14 protein-coding genes are annotated in these 16,833 nt (G+C 70.0%); 7 read left to right on the forward strand and 7 right to left on the reverse strand.

What is annotated here, in order from left to right; genetic code table 11:
* Window positions 1-23: 23 nt before the first annotated feature.
* On the reverse strand, window positions 24-1,373 hold the full coding sequence (locus IG08_RS0122090; RefSeq protein WP_030605188.1) for a Gfo/Idh/MocA family oxidoreductase: 1,350 nt from the start codon (window positions 1,371-1,373) through the stop codon (window positions 24-26).
* Window positions 1,374-1,582: 209 nt separating this feature from the next.
* On the opposite strand from IG08_RS0122090, the gene IG08_RS0122095 reads away from it, so the two are divergent.
* Complete coding sequence (locus IG08_RS0122095) at window positions 1,583-4,330, forward strand: alpha/beta hydrolase (protein WP_234342938.1); 2,748 nt, start codon at window positions 1,583-1,585, stop codon at window positions 4,328-4,330.
* 48 nt (window positions 4,331-4,378) lie between these two features.
* Here the strand turns inward: IG08_RS0122095 and IG08_RS0122100 are convergent, their stop codons facing one another.
* Window positions 4,379-4,759 carry a PPOX class F420-dependent oxidoreductase gene (locus tag IG08_RS0122100; protein WP_030605192.1) on the reverse strand — a complete coding sequence of 127 codons (381 nt, stop codon included), beginning with the start codon at window positions 4,757-4,759 and terminating at the stop codon, window positions 4,379-4,381.
* Window positions 4,760-4,808: 49 nt separating this feature from the next.
* Window positions 4,809-5,987, reverse strand: coding sequence for a MalY/PatB family protein (locus IG08_RS0122105; RefSeq protein ID WP_030605195.1), 1,179 nt, complete (start codon window positions 5,985-5,987; stop codon window positions 4,809-4,811).
* 25 nt (window positions 5,988-6,012) lie between these two features.
* Here IG08_RS0122105 and IG08_RS0122110 point away from each other — a divergent pair, with 25 nt between their 5' ends.
* Complete coding sequence (locus IG08_RS0122110) at window positions 6,013-7,038, forward strand: hypothetical protein (RefSeq protein WP_030605198.1); 1,026 nt, start codon at window positions 6,013-6,015, stop codon at window positions 7,036-7,038.
* Window positions 7,039-7,169: 131 nt separating this feature from the next.
* Complete coding sequence (locus IG08_RS0122115) at window positions 7,170-8,546, forward strand: S1 family peptidase (RefSeq protein WP_030605201.1); 1,377 nt, start codon at window positions 7,170-7,172, stop codon at window positions 8,544-8,546.
* A gap of 61 nt (window positions 8,547-8,607) precedes the next feature.
* Here the strand turns inward: IG08_RS0122115 and IG08_RS60700 are convergent, their stop codons facing one another.
* Together IG08_RS60700 and IG08_RS0122125 are read right to left on the reverse strand one after the other, a co-directional pair.
* Window positions 8,608-8,760 (reverse strand): hypothetical protein, encoded by a 153-nt coding sequence (locus IG08_RS60700; RefSeq protein ID WP_199820888.1) that lies wholly within the window; start codon window positions 8,758-8,760, stop codon window positions 8,608-8,610.
* 111 nt (window positions 8,761-8,871) lie between these two features.
* Window positions 8,872-10,032: an ROK family transcriptional regulator gene (locus IG08_RS0122125; protein WP_030605204.1), complete on the reverse strand. Its 1,161-nt coding sequence runs from the start codon at window positions 10,030-10,032 to the stop codon at window positions 8,872-8,874.
* Window positions 10,033-10,200: 168 nt separating this feature from the next.
* Between IG08_RS0122125 and IG08_RS0122130 the strand changes: the two genes are divergently transcribed.
* From IG08_RS0122130 to IG08_RS0122145, 4 genes are read left to right on the forward strand one after another with little or no spacing between them, the layout of a single operon-like run.
* Window positions 10,201-11,166 carry a carbohydrate ABC transporter permease gene (locus IG08_RS0122130; protein ID WP_030605206.1) on the forward strand — a complete coding sequence of 322 codons (966 nt, stop codon included), beginning with the start codon at window positions 10,201-10,203 and terminating at the stop codon, window positions 11,164-11,166.
* Window positions 11,167-11,181: 15 nt separating this feature from the next.
* The gene (locus IG08_RS0122135) at window positions 11,182-12,111 is read left to right on the forward strand and encodes a carbohydrate ABC transporter permease (RefSeq protein WP_030605208.1); all 930 of its coding nucleotides are present in this window, start codon (window positions 11,182-11,184) and stop codon (window positions 12,109-12,111) included.
* Between the two features lie 16 nt (window positions 12,112-12,127).
* The gene (locus IG08_RS0122140) at window positions 12,128-13,471 is read left to right on the forward strand and encodes an ABC transporter substrate-binding protein (protein ID WP_234342942.1); all 1,344 of its coding nucleotides are present in this window, start codon (window positions 12,128-12,130) and stop codon (window positions 13,469-13,471) included.
* A 26-nt stretch (window positions 13,472-13,497) separates the two neighbouring features.
* On the forward strand, window positions 13,498-14,697 hold the full coding sequence (locus IG08_RS0122145) for a Gfo/Idh/MocA family protein (RefSeq protein ID WP_030605211.1): 1,200 nt from the start codon (window positions 13,498-13,500) through the stop codon (window positions 14,695-14,697).
* Window positions 14,698-14,723: 26 nt separating this feature from the next.
* On the opposite strand, the gene IG08_RS0122150 is transcribed toward IG08_RS0122145, so the two are convergent.
* Window positions 14,724-15,419 (reverse strand): L,D-transpeptidase family protein, encoded by a 696-nt coding sequence (locus IG08_RS0122150; protein ID WP_030605213.1) that lies wholly within the window; start codon window positions 15,417-15,419, stop codon window positions 14,724-14,726.
* Between the two features lie 133 nt (window positions 15,420-15,552).
* A complete protein-coding gene (locus IG08_RS0122155) occupies window positions 15,553-16,818 on the reverse strand; it encodes an MFS transporter (protein WP_030605215.1) in 1,266 nt (421 codons plus the stop codon).
* Between the last annotated feature and the right edge of the window lie 15 nt (window positions 16,819-16,833).

Here is a 16,833-nt window from a genome sequence, read left to right on the forward strand (position 1 = left end):
ACCGACTGGGAGTCGACTCCGCCTCACCGCTCCCACACCCCGGACACCAGGTCCCGTAGGCGCACCGGCCGCCCCGTCTCGAAGCACTGATTCGCGCCGAGCCCGACAGCCAGCGCGAGGGCGCCGTCGCGTTCGGTGGCCGTCGGATGGGAGGCGGCGCCGGTGTCCTGCGCCGCGCCGGGAGCGACGCGCCCGAAGAGGGCGTCGAGCATGCGCGGGTCTCCCCCGCCGTGGGCCTCGTGGGCGGTCACCAGCGGGACCTCTGACGGGGGCTGCCACAGCGGGCGCAGAGTGAGGCGCGCGCCGCCCGCGTGTTCCGCCGCGGTGTCCTCGTGCAGGGCGCCGCTGCTCGACCTGATCCGGGTCCGGGGTGTCTGCCAGCGGCTCTCCTCCACCTCGAGTTCCAGGCGTCCCGCGCTGCCGTTGAACATGACCCGGTAGCCCTCCCACGGGGAGTAGGCGGTGAGGTGGTACGTCATCGTCGCGCCCTGGGCGTAGCGGACGAGGACCGCCATGTCCTCCTCGATGGTGACGGGGCCGTCGAAGACGTTGCAGTCGCGGACGTAGCCATTGTCCTGCTCGGCGTCGAGGTAGAGGGCGCGCAGGGTGTCGTCGGCCGTGAGGTCGAGGGCGAAGGGGTCGGCGGCGGCAGGGTCGGCGCCGTGGGCGCGGTCGTAGTTCCGGCGCAGTCCGTGGCGTTCGCCCGCAGTGCGGCCGTAGAAGCCGAGACGTCCGTAGCCGAAGACGTCGCTCGGCTCGTCGGCGAGCCACCAGTTGACGAGGTCGAAGTGGTGGCTCGACTTGTGGATCATCAGGCCGCCGCTGTTGCGCTTCTCGCGGTGCCAGCGGCGGAAGTAGTCCGCTCCGTGGCGTACGTCGAGCAGCCACTCGAAGTGGATGGACAGGACCTCTCCGATCGCGCCCTCGGCGAGCAGCGAGCGGACCTTCTCGTGCACGGGGTTGAAGCGGTAGTTGAAGGCGACGGTCAGGGAGTTGCCGGTGTCGCGGACCGTGTCCAGGATGCGGGCGCAGCGGTCCGCGTCGACGGTCATCGGCTTCTCGGTGACGACGCGGCAGCCCGCCTGCAGGGCGGGGACGATGTAGCGGTCGTGTTCGGCGTCGACGGTGGTGACGACGACCTCGTCGATGTCCTCCTTGGCGAGCATGTCGGTGAAGTGCTCGGGATCCCACCGGGTGGCGGCGCGTTCGCCGGCCGCGGTCAGCACGCCGTTGTGGAAGTCCATACGGGTGGGGCTCGGATCGCACAGGGCGGCGACCCGGTGGTCGGGGCGTTCGGCGAGGGCCCGGGTAAACAGCTGGGCGCGGTGCCCGGTGCCGACGACGGCTGCGCGGTGGCGGGTGGCTCGGCTCATGGCAAGCGCTTTCCCCACCACCGCCCCCGCCAGTCCCCCGGGCTCCCGCTGGCTTGATCTCATCACTGAACACCGAGCACCCCTCCTCACAGACAACCCACAGACACCCCTTTCCGTCCTCTGTGACGCGCGAGGCTCCCGAGACCGACGGGGCGCCCACGCAAGGGGTTTTGAGGAGGGGACCATTGAGACGTGCCCGGCGAATATGTGTGACCGCCGTGGCGGTACTGGCGGCCCTGGCGGGATCGCCCGGACTGGCACAGGCCCAACAGCCCACCACGGGACGGCCGTTGAGCGCGACGGACGACAACGGGCTGCCGCCGGGCTGGCGGCTCGGTGGGGAGGGTGCGGAGCGCGAGCTGGTCTGGCGTACGCCGGAGCCCGTGCCCATGGGGGACGCCCGGGTCGAGTTCCGTACCGGGGACCGGTTGCTCGGGTTGCCGACGCCCTCGAAGGACGGCCGGACATTCCGGCTGGACCTCGGCGAGGCCTCCACGGCTCGGCTGACGGACCTTCAAGTGCTGGCCGCCGGGCGGCGGTTGGACGCGGCGGCGAGTGAGAGCAATCGGGACTCGCTTGCCCCCGCACAGCCTCCGGCCGCGCTTCCGCCCGGCGCTGTCGACCCCGGGAAACCGGGCTCGTACCGCACGGTCACCGGCGAGTACGACCTGGACCCGGTGAAACTCCCCGGGTTCGACGTCCCGGTGGAGATGCGCGCCGAAGTCGTGGCGCCGAAGGATGCCACCGGCAGTCGCCCGCTCGCACTGTTCCTGCACGGCCGCCATCCCACCTGCTACAAGCCCGGGGGGACCGAGGACGACTGGACCGGCGACTGGCCCTGCCAGGCCGACATGAAGGCGATCCCGAGCCACCAGGGCTATCTGCGCGACCAGCAACTCCTGGCCTCCCAGGGCTATGTGACGGTGTCGATCTCGGCGAACGGCATCAACAGCCAGGACTGGACGGCCGAGGACGGCGGCGCGCAGGCGCGCTCGTCGCTGGTGCGGCAGCACCTCGCCCGCTGGGCCGACTGGGCCTCCCACCCGGCGACCGCCCCGGGCGTCGTACGCAACGCACCGAAGGCGGACCTCTCCCGCGTCCTGCTCGTCGGCCACTCGCGCGGCGGCGAGGGCGTCAACCGGGCCGCCATGGACAGCCTCTACCCGCCGCCCGCGGCCCAGGACGGCTATCGCGGCCCGGTGCGCTGGAAGGTGCGGGGCACCGTGCTCATCGGACCGACCATCTTCGGCCAGAATCCGGTCGCCGACGTGCCGTCCGTGACGATCCTGCCGGGCTGCGACGGCGACGTGTCCGACCTCCAGGGCGAGGTGTACGTCGACGGGACGCGCGGGGTCAGCCGGGGTACCGCACTGCACAGCGCCGTCTACATGATCGGCGCCAATCACAACTACTTCAACAGCGAGTGGACACCGGGGCAGGCCGAGGCACCGTCCTGGGACGACTTCTGGGAGGACGAGGAGCAGCCGGACCCGGTGTGTTCGGCAGGCACCGCGACCCGGCTGACCGCCGACCAGCAGCACAAGGCGGGCGCCACCTACATCGCCGCCGCGGCCCGGCTGTTCGTCGGCGGGGACGATCGCGTACGTCCGCTGCTCGACGGCTCGGGCAGGCGGGCCCCCTCGGCCGATCCCGCCCGGGTGCTGACCCACGCGGTGGGTGCGCGCCGCGGCGCCGGCTTCCTGCCCGACGGCCAGATCGAGGTGACCGGCGCCAGGCTGTGTTCGGCGATCGACCCCGACCCGGCCGTCGCCTGTCTGGACCCCGAGACCGCCGGTTCCTCACCGCACTTCGCGTGGTGGGAGACGGGGCGGGAGTCCGGCCGCCGCGCGGTCGCGCTGAAGTGGTCGGCGCCGGGCACGGCGGCGCGTGTCACCCCCGCCGAGCCGCTCTCCCTCGCCGGTTCCAAGGACCTGGCGCTGCGGGTGTTCGTGCCGCCGAACACGACCGGCACGAAGCTCGACGTCGCCGTCACCGACGCCTCCGGACGCCGGGTCGAGCTCGGCCGGGTCGAGGTGGACGGGCTGCCCGGCAGTGACCGCACCGCCTCGTACTGGGCACGTGAGGTCCGCGTCCCGCTGACCGCGGCCACCCGGGCCGGGCTCGACCTGAAGCACGTCAAGTCCCTTGAGCTGACCCCGCGTTCGCGGTCGGGGCAGGCCTGGCTGATGGACGCCTGGGGCTGGGCCCCCGGTACCCCGGCGGTCAAGGTGGCTGCGCTGCCCCGCGTCGACGTCGGCCGGCTCACGGTCGAGGAGGGCGACTCGGGAACCCGCACGTACCACGTACCGGTCGACATCTCCGGGCACGGCAGCGGTCAGGTCCGCGTGTACGTCCTCGACCCGGACACCGGGCTGGGCACGGACAAGCTGGTGACGGTACGGCCGGGCAGCAACGCCATCGACGTACCGGTCGAGGTGAAGGGCGACACGCGCTTCTCCTACGACGTGCAGCACGACGTCCTCGTCAAGGCGGTGCGGAATGCCGTCGTCGGTGCGCACCGGGGCGGGGTCACCACGCAGAACGACGACCCCGAGCCGGTGATCACCCTGACGCCGGTCGCGGACCGGGTGACCGAAGGGGAGACGCTGGCCTGGCGGATGTCCCTGTCCGAGCCCGCCGACGTGGAGATCTGGCAGCCGGTCCGGGTGCTTCCGGTCACCGAGGGCGCCGAGTTGTCCACCAAGGACGTGGACCCGCAGTGGCTCCTGGACTACGCGGGTGACGTGCCCGACCCGGAGCGCCCGCTGTCCCAGGCGAACCTGTGGGTGTGGATGGGCATCCCGGCCGGCAGCACGGGCATCGACTTCGAGGTGCCGACCATCAAGGACCAGGTGGCCGAGCCGACCGAGTCGATGCGCCTGGCGCTGACCGACTACGACGCCGAGCCGCTGCCGGACCGTCCGGTGCTGACGGGCACGGTGCTGGACGCGCCGTAACGCGTTTCGCGGAAGGGGCACGGCCGATCAAGGTCCGTGCCCCTTCCGTCACAGGGTCACGCGGATGCCCACAGTCCCGTCCAGGCCCCGGCGCAGCCGGCTGCCGAGGAGGGTGAGGCGGCCGAGGACGCCGTACTTGCGGGCGAGGAGCTTGCGATAGTGGGCGGTGGTCTCCGCGTCGACGATCTCCGCGGTGGCCGGGATCTGGTCGCCCGTCGGGTTGCCCCGCAGGTCGCAGGGGCCGACGAGGACGTCACCGCGTGCCCGGATCCGCTTCACCTTCCAGGCGTCGGCGGCCGACCAGGCACCGAGCGTGTCGCCGTCACGCACCACCCAGACGGGGGTCGCGACCGGGGTGCCGTTCTTCCGATAGCTGGTGAGCAGCAGGTACTTCCCCGCACCGAGCCGGTCCAGCGCCTTCTCGTCCATACCGGGGAGTCTATGCAGCGTGGCACCCCCGTCGTACATCCGGCCGGTCTCACTTCAGCGCCGCCGCCATCCGCCGTACCCCCTCCGCGACGATCTCCGGCGTCGTCGCCAGATTCAGGCGTACGTGCCCCGCACCGCCGGTGCCGAACGGGATCCCCGAGTTGAGTGCCACCCGGCCGCGGCGCAGGAAGCGGTCCGCCGGATCGTCGCCGAGGCCGAGCGCGCGGCAGTCGAGCCAGGCGAAGTACGTGGCCTCGCCGGGGCGGTAGGTGATCGCGGGCAGGTGCTCGGCCAGCAGATCGGTGAGCAGACGCCTGTTGTCGTCGAGGCCGGACAGCAGGGCGTCCAGCCAGGCGGTGCCGTCGCGCAGGGCGGCGGTGTGGGCGATGACGCCGACGTGGCTCGGGCCGTGGCTCACCTCTTCGGGCAGCCGGGCCAGGTCGGCGGCGGCCGTGGGCCCGGCCACGGCGAGCGCGGCCTTGAGCCCGGCCAGGTTCCAGGCCTTGGAGGCCGACATCAGCGACAGGCCGTTCTCCGCACCCGGCACGCTCAGGTACGGCACGAAGTCCACGTCACCGACGACGAGCTGCGCGTGGATCTCGTCGGCGACGACGTGCACGCCGTACCGGTCGGCGAGGCCGGCGACGGCGGCCAGTTCGTCGGCGGTGTGCACGGTGCCGGTCGGGTTGTGCGGGCTGCACAGCAGGTAGGCGGCCCGCCGCCCCTGCGCGACGGCCCGCCGGAAGGCCTCCTCCAGGCGGTCGAGGTCGATGCGCAGGCCGGCGCCGAGCGGGGCTTCGACGACCTGCCGGTCCATGTGCTCCACGAAATGGAAGAACGGCGGATACACCGGCGTGTTCACGACGACGGGATCGCCGGGTCCGGTGACCAGTTTCAGCATCTCGACGACGCCCATCATCACGTCGGGCACGATCGCGGTCCGCTCCACCGCGAGCCCCTTCCAGCCCCATCGCTCGTCGGCGAAGTCGGCGAGTGCCTCGGCGAAGGCGGAGCCCGCGGGGTAGCCGGTGTCCCCGCGCGCGAGGGCGTCGGTGACCGCGCGGACGACGGGTTCGGCGAGGGGGACGTCCATCTCGGCGACCCACATCGGCAGGACGTCGTCGGGGTGGGTGCGCCATTTCATGCTCGTACGACATCGGAGCTGGTCGAGGGTGAGTGCGCGCAGGGGATTCGGTTCACCGGACGATGCGTGCGGGATCCTGGTCATGGGGCACAAGATAGGGGGCTGTGGTGTGACCTGGAATCGTGAGGACGGGGTACGGGGAGCGGGGCCCGCGTCCGCCGGCGGGACCATGGAAGTCGCGTGCGACGAATCGGGTTCGGACGGCGAGAACCTGCTCGCCGGGAACACCGATGTGTTCGCGCACGGGAGTGTGCGGCTGTCCGTGGAATCCGCCGCCGGGTGCGTACGGGAAATACGGGACCGGATTCGCTCGCCCGCGGTGGAGTACAAGGCGAACCAACTGCTGCGGGAGAAACACCGGGCGGTACTGGAATGGTTCCTCGCACCCGCGGGGCCGATCCACGGACACGCTCATGTGCTTCTCGTCGAGAAGGCGTTCTTCGTCGTGGACCGGACCGTCGACCTGCTGCTCGACGACCGCTCCGCGGCCCTCGCCCTGTTCCGCGCGGGACCACTGGTCTTCGGCCGCGAGCGGTGGCGGGAATTCCTCACGGCGAGCAACCAATTGCTGCGGGTGCGAGGCGGCGGGGAGCCGGATGAGTCCGCCGACGGATTCTTCCGGGCGGTGGACGCCCTGGGGCACACGGAATCCCCGGCGGAGGTGTCGGAAACCCTGGCTCGGCTCGCGGCCGCCCGTCCCGCCGCCGATGCCTATCGGGCGCGGATCGCGGCCGACGGGTTCTCGCTGATTCCGGTCCTCAATCCGCTGCTGTCAGCCGTCGTCATGACGGCCGCCCACTGGAGCGCGGGCAGTGAGAGTCCCGTGCAGTTGGTGCACGACCGGCAGAACATGCTGACCCCGGACCGGATCGACTGGATCACGGAGACGGCCCGGCGATCCGGTGCGCACTTCGGCGGGCTCCGGCTCGTGGAGGCCCGGCTCGATCCTCGTGTCATGCTCGCCGACCTGCTCGCCGGGATCGCCCGCAAGATCTCCTCCGACGAGCTGAACGGACACGGCGACGCGACACTGACCGCTCTGCTGCGCCCCTACGTCGGCGCGGCCTCCGTGTGGGGCGACGCGCGCAGCTGGGCGCGGCTCGGCGCGCCGACCGGGCCGGCCCAACGGAGTTGACGCACCCCTCGAAGACACGAGATCAGCGGCTGTCGTGAACGCGTCCGCCTCCGGCCACGTATGGGACGAGGGCGCTCAACGACCGGAGGGCCCCGCGGTGCACACCGCGCGTTCGGGTTCGGGAGCCATGCATGAGGCACGCACGACGACGGGTCGTCCGGCGAGTGACACGGCTGGCGGCCGTCGGCGGACTCCTCCTCGGGGGGACGATGGTCACGCGGGCCGTGGCGAGCGAAACCCCGGGAGACTCCGCCTTGACGCGTACATACGCCCAGGAGGCCGGGGACACGGGCGCAGGACTGGTGTCGCGGCTCGGGACCTCCCGTACGGCGGGCACCTGGATCGGCGCCGGCGGCAAGCCGGTGGTCGCGGTCACCGACGAGCGGGCGGCAGCCGACGTGCGGCGCGCGGGCGCCGAGGCGAAGGTCGTGGAGCACAGCATGAACGAGCTCAAGTCGGCGACGGCGACGCTGCGTTCGGCGCCCAGGGTGGCCGGCACGGCCTGGTCCCTGGACTACACGACCAACCAGGTGGTGGTCCAGGGCGACCGCACGGTCTCCTCGACCGACTGGTCCCGGATGACGCAGGTCGCGGACGGCATCGGCGGCTTCGTCCGCATGGAGCGCACCGAAGGCACCTTCCAGACGCGTCTCAACGGCGCACAGCCGATCCTGTCGACCGCCGGACGCTGTTCGGCGGGCTTCAACGTGACGAACGGCCAGAGCGACTTCATCCTCACGGCCGGGCACTGCGGGCCCACGGGTTCGGTCTGGTTCGCGGACACCGGAGGCAGCCGGCAGGTCGGCAAGACGATCACGCAGAACTTCCCGGGCAGCGACTTCTCCCTGGTGCAGTACGACAACGGACAGGCCGGTGACGGTGCGGGTGTCGTGTCCATCGGTGACGGCAGGGGCGTGCAGATCACCGGCGTGGGCGATCCGTCCGTGGGGCAGCGGGTGTTCCGCAGCGGCAGTACGAGCGGGCTGCGCGACGGTCAGGTGACGGCGGTCAACGCGACGGTGAACTATCCCGAGGGCACCGTCAGCGGCCTGATCGAGACGAACGTGTGCGCCGAGCCCGGGGACAGCGGCGGGCCGATGTTCTCCGAGGGGATCGCGCTCGGCGTGACGTCGGGCGGCAGCGGGGACTGCACCCAGGGCGGCACGACGTTCTTCCAGCCGGTGACCAAGGCGTTGTCCGAGCTCGGGGTGCAGTTGATCGTGGCGACCCCGGCGGCGGGGGCGTCTCCCTCGCCGACGCCGTCCGCGTCCTCGACGCAGAGCTCGGTCGCCCCCGGTGCGGCTACGCCGGGAGCGTCGGCGCCGGTGACGGGCGGGGCCGGGGCGCTGGGCACGACACTGCTGGCGCGGCTCACGGACACCCGAAACATCGGTCCCGGTCTGCTGGTCATCGGGGGCAGTCTGATCGCGCTGGTGGCGACGCGGTACATCCGCGCGGAACAGGATCGCAAGGCCTACCAGCGCTACTACTCGGCCACGTGGGGCTGAGGGGGCGCCCGTCGGATGCGGGGAAGTACGGAACGAGGAGAGGACGGGCTTCAGATGGCGGTCAGGCCGCGGCGGCCCACTCGAGGACGAGCCGCTGGTACTCCTCGCGCTGCTCGACGCTCAGTGTCCCGCCCGATCGGTGCCACAGGGCCCGGATCTCCTCGTTGACCTCGTCAGCCGATCGATCGGTAGCGGGTTCAACGGTGGTGGACATGGTGTGAAGCATACGGCTCCGGAAGTGAAGGGGCTGTGAGTAAGAACGAGAAACCGGACATAACGGACCGTGTTGCTGATCACGTCCATCCGCCGGGATCCGTGCTCCGGTTCACGCTTCGGCCGCACCCAGGACCAGCACCTGGATAGCCAACACAGCAGCTCCGCGGGCCCAGTCGTGGAAGTCGGACACCTTGGTCTCCAGGGCGACGGGCGGCGCCAGCGGATGCCGGTGGAGCCGGACGGTCTCCGCGACCGCCTTGCCCGCCACGTCCATCAGGCCGACGCCCTCTCCGGCGAGCAGGATCTTCTGGGGCATGGCGAAGTTGGCGATGTGGGCGACGAGCGTGCCGAGGGCGCGTGCCGCCTCGTCGATGACGCGGGCGGGCATCGACTCGTCGGCGGCGGCGAGTTCGAGGATCTCCTCGTACATCAGGTCACGGCCGGTGGCGGCCCGGACCTGGTAGCGGATGCTGGAGATGGTCAACAGGGAGACGGCGCTGCCACGTTCGCCGTCGGGAGTGAGCGGGCCGTTGGGGTTGATGATCCAGTGGCGGCCGAAGCCCCGGTCCTCCTCGGCGCAGGGCACCCGCTTGCCGCCCAGGACGAGGCCGTAGCCGATGCCGGCGCCGATGGTCAGGACCACGAAGCGGTCGAGGCCGCGGCCGGCGCCGAACCAGGTCTCGGCCTCGACGAGTGCGGCTACGTCGTTCTCGACGACCACCGGCAACCCCGTGCGCACCTCGACGAGTTCGGCCAGCGGGACGTCCCGCCAGCGCAGGAACGGGGACTCGCCGACCACGGCACGGTCCTGGACCAGGCCGCCGACCCCGATGCCGATGCCGGCGAGGCGCGGATGGTCGTGGGCGAGCTCGGCCGTCATCTCCGCGAGCAGGTCGGCGACTTCGGCGGGGTCGTGGGTGGTGAGCGGCCGGTCGTGGCGGGCGACGATCTCGCTTCTGAGGGTGGTGACGACGCCGTAGACCATGTCTTCGGTGATCTTGAAGCCGATGAAGGCGCGGGACTCGGCGACGACGTCCAGCGGCTGTGACGGGCGGCCCTGGCGCACTTCCGCCGGGGTGCCCGCCTCGGGGACCTCGATCAGCAGGCCCGACTCGATCAGCGGTTTGGTCAGCCTGGTGAGGCTGCCGGCGGAGAGGTTCAGCCGTCGGGCGATTTCGGTGCGCGACAGCGGGCCGTGGACGAGCACCTCGATCGCCACGGAGCGTTCACCCGGGCTCAGGGGAAGCCAGCTGGCGGCAACTGCGGTCATGAAGGTCAGTCTCCCCCACCACTTTTTTTCACAGTAAAAGCAACATGACCATTCTAGGACCCCGAACCCGTCCTGGAAAAGATGTTGTCACGACCCTTGACGCCTGGATTCTTTCGCCACAAAAGTAAGTGACCGAGGACGAGCCGCCGCGGACAAGGGAGTCTCCCGATGACCATCGCCTCCAGCAGCCCTCCGTCGCGTCTGCCGCTGGGCAGCGCAGAGGGTGGCCTGACCAAGTCGAGGACGGACCGGCGAGGGGCAGGTGAGAGCCGGGGCGACGGGCGTCTGGCCGCGGTGTTCATCGCGCCGGCCCTGCTGGGTTTCGTGGTCTTCCTGCTCTGGCCGACACTGCGGGGCATCTATCTGAGCTTCACCCGCTTCAACCTGCTCACCCCGGCCGAGTGGGTCGGCTTCGACAACTACGTCCGCATGGTCCACGACCCGATCTTCTGGAACTCCCTCAAGGTCACAGTCGTGTACGTGATCATCAACATCGGGGTGCAGACGGTCGCGGCGCTGGCGGTCGCCGTGCTGCTGCAGCGGCTGACGCAGTCGGCAGTGCTGCGCGGGGTCGTGCTCACGCCGTATCTGATGTCCAACGTCGTCGCCGGCATCGTCTGGCTCTGGATCCTGGACACCCAGCTCGGCATCGGCAACGAGATCATCGCAGGGCTCGGCTTCGACCGCATCCCGTTCCTGGCCGACGAGACCTGGGCGATCCCGACGATCGCCTTGATCAATGTGTGGCGGCACATCGGCTACACCGCGCTGCTGCTGTTCGCCGGTCTGCAGGCCATCCCGAACGACATGTACGAGGCGGCGAAGGTGGACGGCGCGAGCGAGTGGCGGATGTTCTGGCGGATCACGATGCCGCTGCTGCGTCCGGTCCTCGCGGTCGTACTGATCATGACGGTGATCGGTTCGTTCCAGGTGTTCGACACGGTCGCCGTGACCACCAGGGGCGGCCCGGCGGACGCCACCAACGTCCTGCAGTACTACATCTACGGCGCCGCCTTCGGCCGCTTCCAGTTCGGCTACGCCTCCGCGATGTCGGTCGCCCTGCTCGTCGTGCTCAGCGCGATCACCTTCGTCCAGTACCGGCTCACCCGAGCCGGTCAGACCGACCTCGGCTGAACGGGAGGAGTCGACATGGCTGCTGTAGCTGCCCCGACGACGCAGACCACCGACATACGGCCCGCCAGGCGCCGCCTCTCCCCCGGGCGGATCGTGGCCTGGGCGGTGATGGCCGCGATCGTGCTCGTCACCCTGTTGCCGTTCTACTGGATCCTGCGCACCGCGCTGTCCACCAACTCCGGACTCGCGGCGAGCCCAGGTGATCCCTTGCCGGTCGACATGACCGCGGGCGGTTTCGAGCGAGCGCTCGGTCTCCAGTCGACCAAGGAGGCGATCGCCCAGGGCGGTGCGGGCGGCGGGCTGAAGTTCTGGCGCTACCTGCTCAATTCGGTGGTCGTTTCGACCATCGTCACCGTCTGCCAGATCTTCTTCTCCGCCATGGCCGCGTACGCCTTCGCACGGCTGCGCTGGCGCGGCCGGGACAAGGTGTTCGCCCTGTTCCTCGCCGGTCTGATGGTGCCGACCATCTTCACCCTGCTGCCGAACTTCGTGCTCATCAAGGAACTCGGCCTGGTGGACTCCCTGTTGGGGATCGCCCTGCCGACGATGTTCATGACGCCGTTCGCGGTGTTCTTCCTCCGGCAGTTCTTCATGAACATCCCGAGGGAGGTCGAGGAGGCGGCGCTGCTCGACGGCGCCGGGAAGGTGCGGATCTTCTTCCGGGTGCTGCTGCCGATGGCGTCCACGCCGGTCCTGACCCTGGCGGTGCTGACGTACATCACGTCCTGGAACGACTACTTCTGGCCGCTGATGGTGTCCTACAGCGACACCTCGCGCGTGCTCACGGTGGCGCTGGCCATCTTCCGGGCGCAGACCCCGCAGACCGGCACCGACTGGTCGGGCCTGATGGCGGCGACGCTCATCGCGGCCCTGCCCATGCTCGTGCTCTTCGGGTTCTTCGCGCGCCGCATCGTCAGCACCATCAGCTTCACCGGCATCAAGTAAGGGGACGGACATGCGGATTCGTATGCGTACGGTCACCGCGCTGACCGGGGCGCTCGCGCTGTCCCTGGTGAGCGGCTGCGCCCAGGGCGGGGGTGCCGGGTCGTCGGCGAACACAGTGACGTACTGGCTGTGGGACGCCAACCAGCTGCCCGCCTACGAGGCGTGCGCGAAGGACTTCGCGCAGCAGAACCCCGGGCTGAAGGTGAAGATCACCCAGTTGGGCTGGGACGACTACTGGACCAAGCTCACCGCGAGCTTCATCGCCGGGACCGAGCCTGACGTGTTCACGGACCACATCCAGAAGTTCGGCCAGTTCGCCGATCTGAAGGTCCTCGAACCACTGGATGACCTGGGCATCGACGACGCGAACTACCAGCCGGGGCTCGGCGCCAACTGGATGGGCCAGGACGGCCACCGCTACGGCGCCCCCAAGGACTGGGACACCGTCGCCCTCTTCTACAACCGCAAGATGGCGAAGGACGCGGGCCTCACCGCCGAGCAGCTCAACAACCTGTCCTGGAACCCGAAGGACGGCGGCACCTTCGAGAAGGCGATCGCGCACCTCACGGTGGACAACAAGGGCAGGCGGGGCGACGAGCCGGGCTTCGACAAGAACAACGTCAAGGTGTACGGCCTCGCCACCAACGGCGGCGGGGACGGCGACGGCCAGACCCAGTGGAGCACCTTCACCGCCTCCGCCGGCTGGACCTACACGGACCAGAAGCGCTGGGGCACGAAGTACCAGTACGACAGCAAGACCTTCCAGTCGGTCATCAAGTGGTACTTCGGGATGGCGAACAAGGGCTACATGGTGCCCTTCACCGACTACAACTCCCAGTCCAACCAGGCCAACACCCAGGTGGCCGCGGGCAAGGCGGCCTCCGCCTTCGACGGGGCGTGGATGATCTCGTCGTACGCCGGCTTCAAGGGCATGGACATGGACACCGCCGTCACGCCCGCCGGCCCGACCGGCAAGCGCGCCACGATGATGAACGGCCTCGCCGACTCGATCACCAAGAACGCCGACAACAAGGCGGGCGCGAAGAAGTGGGTCGAGTACCTGGCCTCGAACGAGTGCCAGAAGACGGTGGGCAGTTACGGGATCGTCTTCCCGGCCACACCCGACGGCACGAAGGCCGCGGTGGCGGCGTACAAGAAGAAGGGCCTCGACGTCAGCGCGTTCACCGAACCGGTCGCCGACAAGAAGGACTTCACGACCTTCTCCTATCCGATCACCAACTACGCGGCCGACGTGTACGCGCTGATGCACCCGGCCATGCAGGACATCTTCGGCAACGGGAAGTCCGTGACCGGCCTCGACCAGACCAACAGCCAGATCAACCTGATCCTCGACCAGTGAAGCAACCAGTGAAGGGCACGCCATCCATGACGTTCTCCCTCGGCATCGTCGGCGCCGGACAGTTCTCGGGACAGTTCGCCAAGCTGTTCCTGGCCCACCCCGGCGTCAGCGACGTCTACGTCACCGACCTCCTGTCCGACCGGGCCGAGCTGCTCGCCGCCGCCGAGGACCTGACGGGCACCTTCCCGTCGTACGAGGCGATGCTGGAATCGAAGGCCGTCGACGCGGTCGCGATCTTCACCCAGCGCTGGACGCACGGACCGCTCGTCCTGCAGGGTCTCAATGCCGGCAAGCACGTGTACTCCGCCGTCCCCATGGCCATCGCCACGGAGGAGATCTCGGCGATCATCGACGCGGTCAAGGCGACCGGACTGACGTACATGATGGGCGAGACCAGCCAGTACAACCCGGCCACCGTGCACGCCCGCAACCAGATCGCGGAGGGCGCCTTCGGGCGGATCTTCTACGCCGAGGGCGACTACGTCCACGACATGGACCTCGGGTTCTACGAGGCGTACCAATACAGCGGCGGCGACAACTGGAAGGCGACCGCCAGCTATCCCCCGCTCCTCTACCCGACGCACTCGGTGGGCGGGGTGCTGGGTGCCTGGCAGACGCACGCGGTGAGCGTGTCGGCGATCGGGGTGACCGACGACCGCGGGGACGGCGTGTTCGACAAGGACGTCAGCCAGTTCGGCAACGACGTCTCCAACGCGACCGCGCTGTTCGAGGTGGCGGGCGGCGGCTCGTTCCGTACGAACGAGTTCCGACGGGTCGGCTATCCCTCACACATCCGGGAGTCGCGTTTCCGGTTCTTCGGGACGGAGGCGAGTATGGAGCAGCTCGCCACGGTGGCCTTCTGGCAGGACAAGAAGGGGGTGAAGGACATCAGCGAACTCCTCGAGCCCAAGCCCACGTTGTCTCCCGACGATCCCTCCCTCCAGCACATCGCGCCGGATCTGCGGGCCGCCTTCACCTCCGGGTCGGCGCCGGTGCACGACCGGTCGCGGCTGCCGCGGGAGTTCGACAACCTGCACAACGGGCACGAAGGCAGCCATCACTTCCTGGTGGACGACTTCGTGACCGCGGTCAACACGCGGACGCTGCCGTCCGTGAACGCGTGGGTCGCGGCCCGCTACACCCTGCCGGGCATCGTCGCGCACGAGTCCGCGCGGCAGGGCGGGGCGAGGCTGGAGATCCCGGACTTCGGGGACGCGCCCCAGTAGCGGGGCGCGCAAGCCGGGCACCTGCCTCAGGTGCCCGGCTTGCGGCCGTACACGTAGACGTCGTCGCCCTTCTTCAGCAGCGACCAGTACTTCTTGGCGGTGGCCTTGGTCATGTTGACGCAGCCGTGCGAGCCCGGCGGGTTCCACATGCTGAGACTGACCGAGTGGAAGGCCTGGCCGCCGTCGAAGAACTGGCTGTAGGGCATCGGCACGTTGTAGATGGTCGACACGTGGTCGATGTTCCGCCAGTAGATCTTCTTCAGGCCGGTGCGGGTCTCGTACCCGTTGCGGCCGGTGCGGACCGGGACGGGGCCGTACACGAGCGTCTTGCCGTCCTGGATCCAGCTCAGCTGGAGGGTCAGGTTCACGCAGGCGATACGGCCCTTGTTCACCGGGCACTTGCCGGCCTTGTTGGGGTTGTTCCCGACGGCCTTCTGCTTGTTCATCAAGTCCATGACGCCCCAGGTGACGGGGCCCGCGTACCCGGCGTTCGGGGTGATGCCGTGCTTGTTCTGGAAGGCCTGGATGGCCTTGCAGTCGGCGGCGGACTGCTTGCCGTCGACCGGCCGGCCGAGGAACTTCTCCACCTGCTTCTGGTACGGCCCGGTCTGCGTCGTGCAGCTCGCGGCCTGCGCCGGCGCGGTGCCGAGCGCGAGCGTGAGCGGTGCGACGAGTCCGGTGACGCCCAGTACGACGGCTGCCCGTCTGCGTATGTCCCCCATGGCCTGTCCCTTTCACCCGGTCCTGTGATCCCTGCCAGCTAGACCGGTGCCCGCTCCCCTTCGTTGTACTGCTGGACGCGCTGCGACAAAACGGTGACAAAAACCCAGGGCCTCCGCGTCTGCTCGGCGCCCTTCACCTCGCCGCCGGTTGCCTGACGGCCGACACGGTCTGCTGGGCGGGGAGTTCACGGCGGGTGCGGACCGGGGAGAGGAAGACCGGCAGGAACGCGACGCTCAGCAGGACTCCGCCCACCCACAGCGTGGCGCGCACCCCGGCCAGTTCACCGACGAGGCCGGACAGGGCGCCGCCGATGGCGAGCGCTCCGGTGAGCACGCAGCGGAACGTGGCGTTCATACGGCCGAGGAGGTCGTCCGAGGTCATCCGCTGGCGCAGGCTCACACCGAGGACGTTGTCCGTGCCCGTCTTGAACAGGGCCAGCATCCAGCCCGCGCCCGCGAGCCACAGCCAGGGTCCGCGGTCGATCAGCGGAACCAGCAGTCCGGCGGGTGCGAGGACGGCTCCGGCCAGTCCGAGCGTACGGCCGTACCCGAGGCGCCCGGCGAGGGACCGGGCGCAGCGGGCGCCGACCAGGAGGCCGAGCCCGCCGGCCGCCCAGAACAGGCCCAACGCACCGGCGGGCAGCCGCAGTTCACGCACGAACAGGACCGGGAGCATGGTGTTGATGGTCTGCATGCCCAGGTTGGTGAGGGTGGCGGTGAGGGCGAGGGCGCGCAGCTCCGGGTTGCCGAAGACGTGCCGCAGGCCTTCGACGATCTGGGCGCGCAGTCCGGTGTCGTGTGCCGGGGCGGGAAGTGCCTCCTTGCGGCGGACGAAGGTGAGTTGGAGCGCGGAGGCGAGATAGGTCGCCGCCGCGCAGAGCACGGCGACGGGTGCGCCGAGGAGTTGGACGAGGGCGCCGCCCGCGCTGCGTCCGCCGATGTTGCCGACCGCCTGCAGGCTGACCATGGCGGCGTTGGCGGGCACGAGGGCCTCACGGCCCACGAGCGCGGGCAGGACGCTCTGCGAGCCGACGTCGAAGAAGACGGTCGCGCAGCCGTTCAGCAGGACGACCGCGTAGAGCTGGCCGAGGGTGAGTGTGTCCGCCCACCAGGCGAGCGGGACGGAGGCGAACAGCACCGCCCGGGCCAGGTCCGCCGCGATGAGCACCCCGCGGTGTCGCATCCGGTCCACCCACGCCCCGGCGGGCAGCCCGATGAGCAGGAACGCCAGGGTGCTGAGCGTGGCCAGGGCGCCGACCTGGCCGGGGTCGGCGTCCAGGGCCACGACGGCGATCAGGGGTACGGCGACGTAGCTGACGTTCGTGCCGAGCTGGCTGAGCGTGCTCGCGGCGAACAGGATGCGGAAGTCGGCGGTACGCCAAGGGGATTCGGTCGGCACACGAGAACGCTGCCC

This window comes from Streptomyces fulvoviolaceus, assembly GCF_000718165.1.
Classification (GTDB): domain Bacteria; phylum Actinomycetota; class Actinomycetes; order Streptomycetales; family Streptomycetaceae; genus Streptomyces; species Streptomyces fulvoviolaceus.

Excerpts from the sequence above, each read along its gene's own strand:
- IG08_RS0122115 (WP_030605201.1), top strand. The coding sequence starts at position 7,170 with ATGAGGCACGCACGACGACGGGTCGTCCGGCGAGTGACACGGCTGGCG.
- IG08_RS0122145 (WP_030605211.1), top strand. The coding sequence starts at position 13,498 with ATGACGTTCTCCCTCGGCATCGTCGGCGCCGGACAGTTCTCGGGACAG.
- IG08_RS0122100 (WP_030605192.1), bottom strand. The coding sequence starts at position 4,759 with ATGGACGAGAAGGCGCTGGACCGGCTCGGTGCGGGGAAGTACCTGCTG.
- IG08_RS0122105 (WP_030605195.1), bottom strand. The coding sequence starts at position 5,987 with ATGACCAGGATCCCGCACGCATCGTCCGGTGAACCGAATCCCCTGCGC.
- IG08_RS0122150 (WP_030605213.1), bottom strand. The coding sequence starts at position 15,419 with ATGGGGGACATACGCAGACGGGCAGCCGTCGTACTGGGCGTCACCGGA.
- IG08_RS0122125 (WP_030605204.1), bottom strand. The coding sequence starts at position 10,032 with ATGACCGCAGTTGCCGCCAGCTGGCTTCCCCTGAGCCCGGGTGAACGC.
- IG08_RS0122130 (WP_030605206.1), top strand. The coding sequence starts at position 10,201 with ATGACCATCGCCTCCAGCAGCCCTCCGTCGCGTCTGCCGCTGGGCAGC.
- IG08_RS60700 (WP_199820888.1), bottom strand. The coding sequence starts at position 8,760 with ATGTCCACCACCGTTGAACCCGCTACCGATCGATCGGCTGACGAGGTC.
- IG08_RS0122135 (WP_030605208.1), top strand. The coding sequence starts at position 11,182 with ATGGCTGCTGTAGCTGCCCCGACGACGCAGACCACCGACATACGGCCC.
- IG08_RS0122090 (WP_030605188.1), bottom strand. The coding sequence starts at position 1,373 with ATGAGCCGAGCCACCCGCCACCGCGCAGCCGTCGTCGGCACCGGGCAC.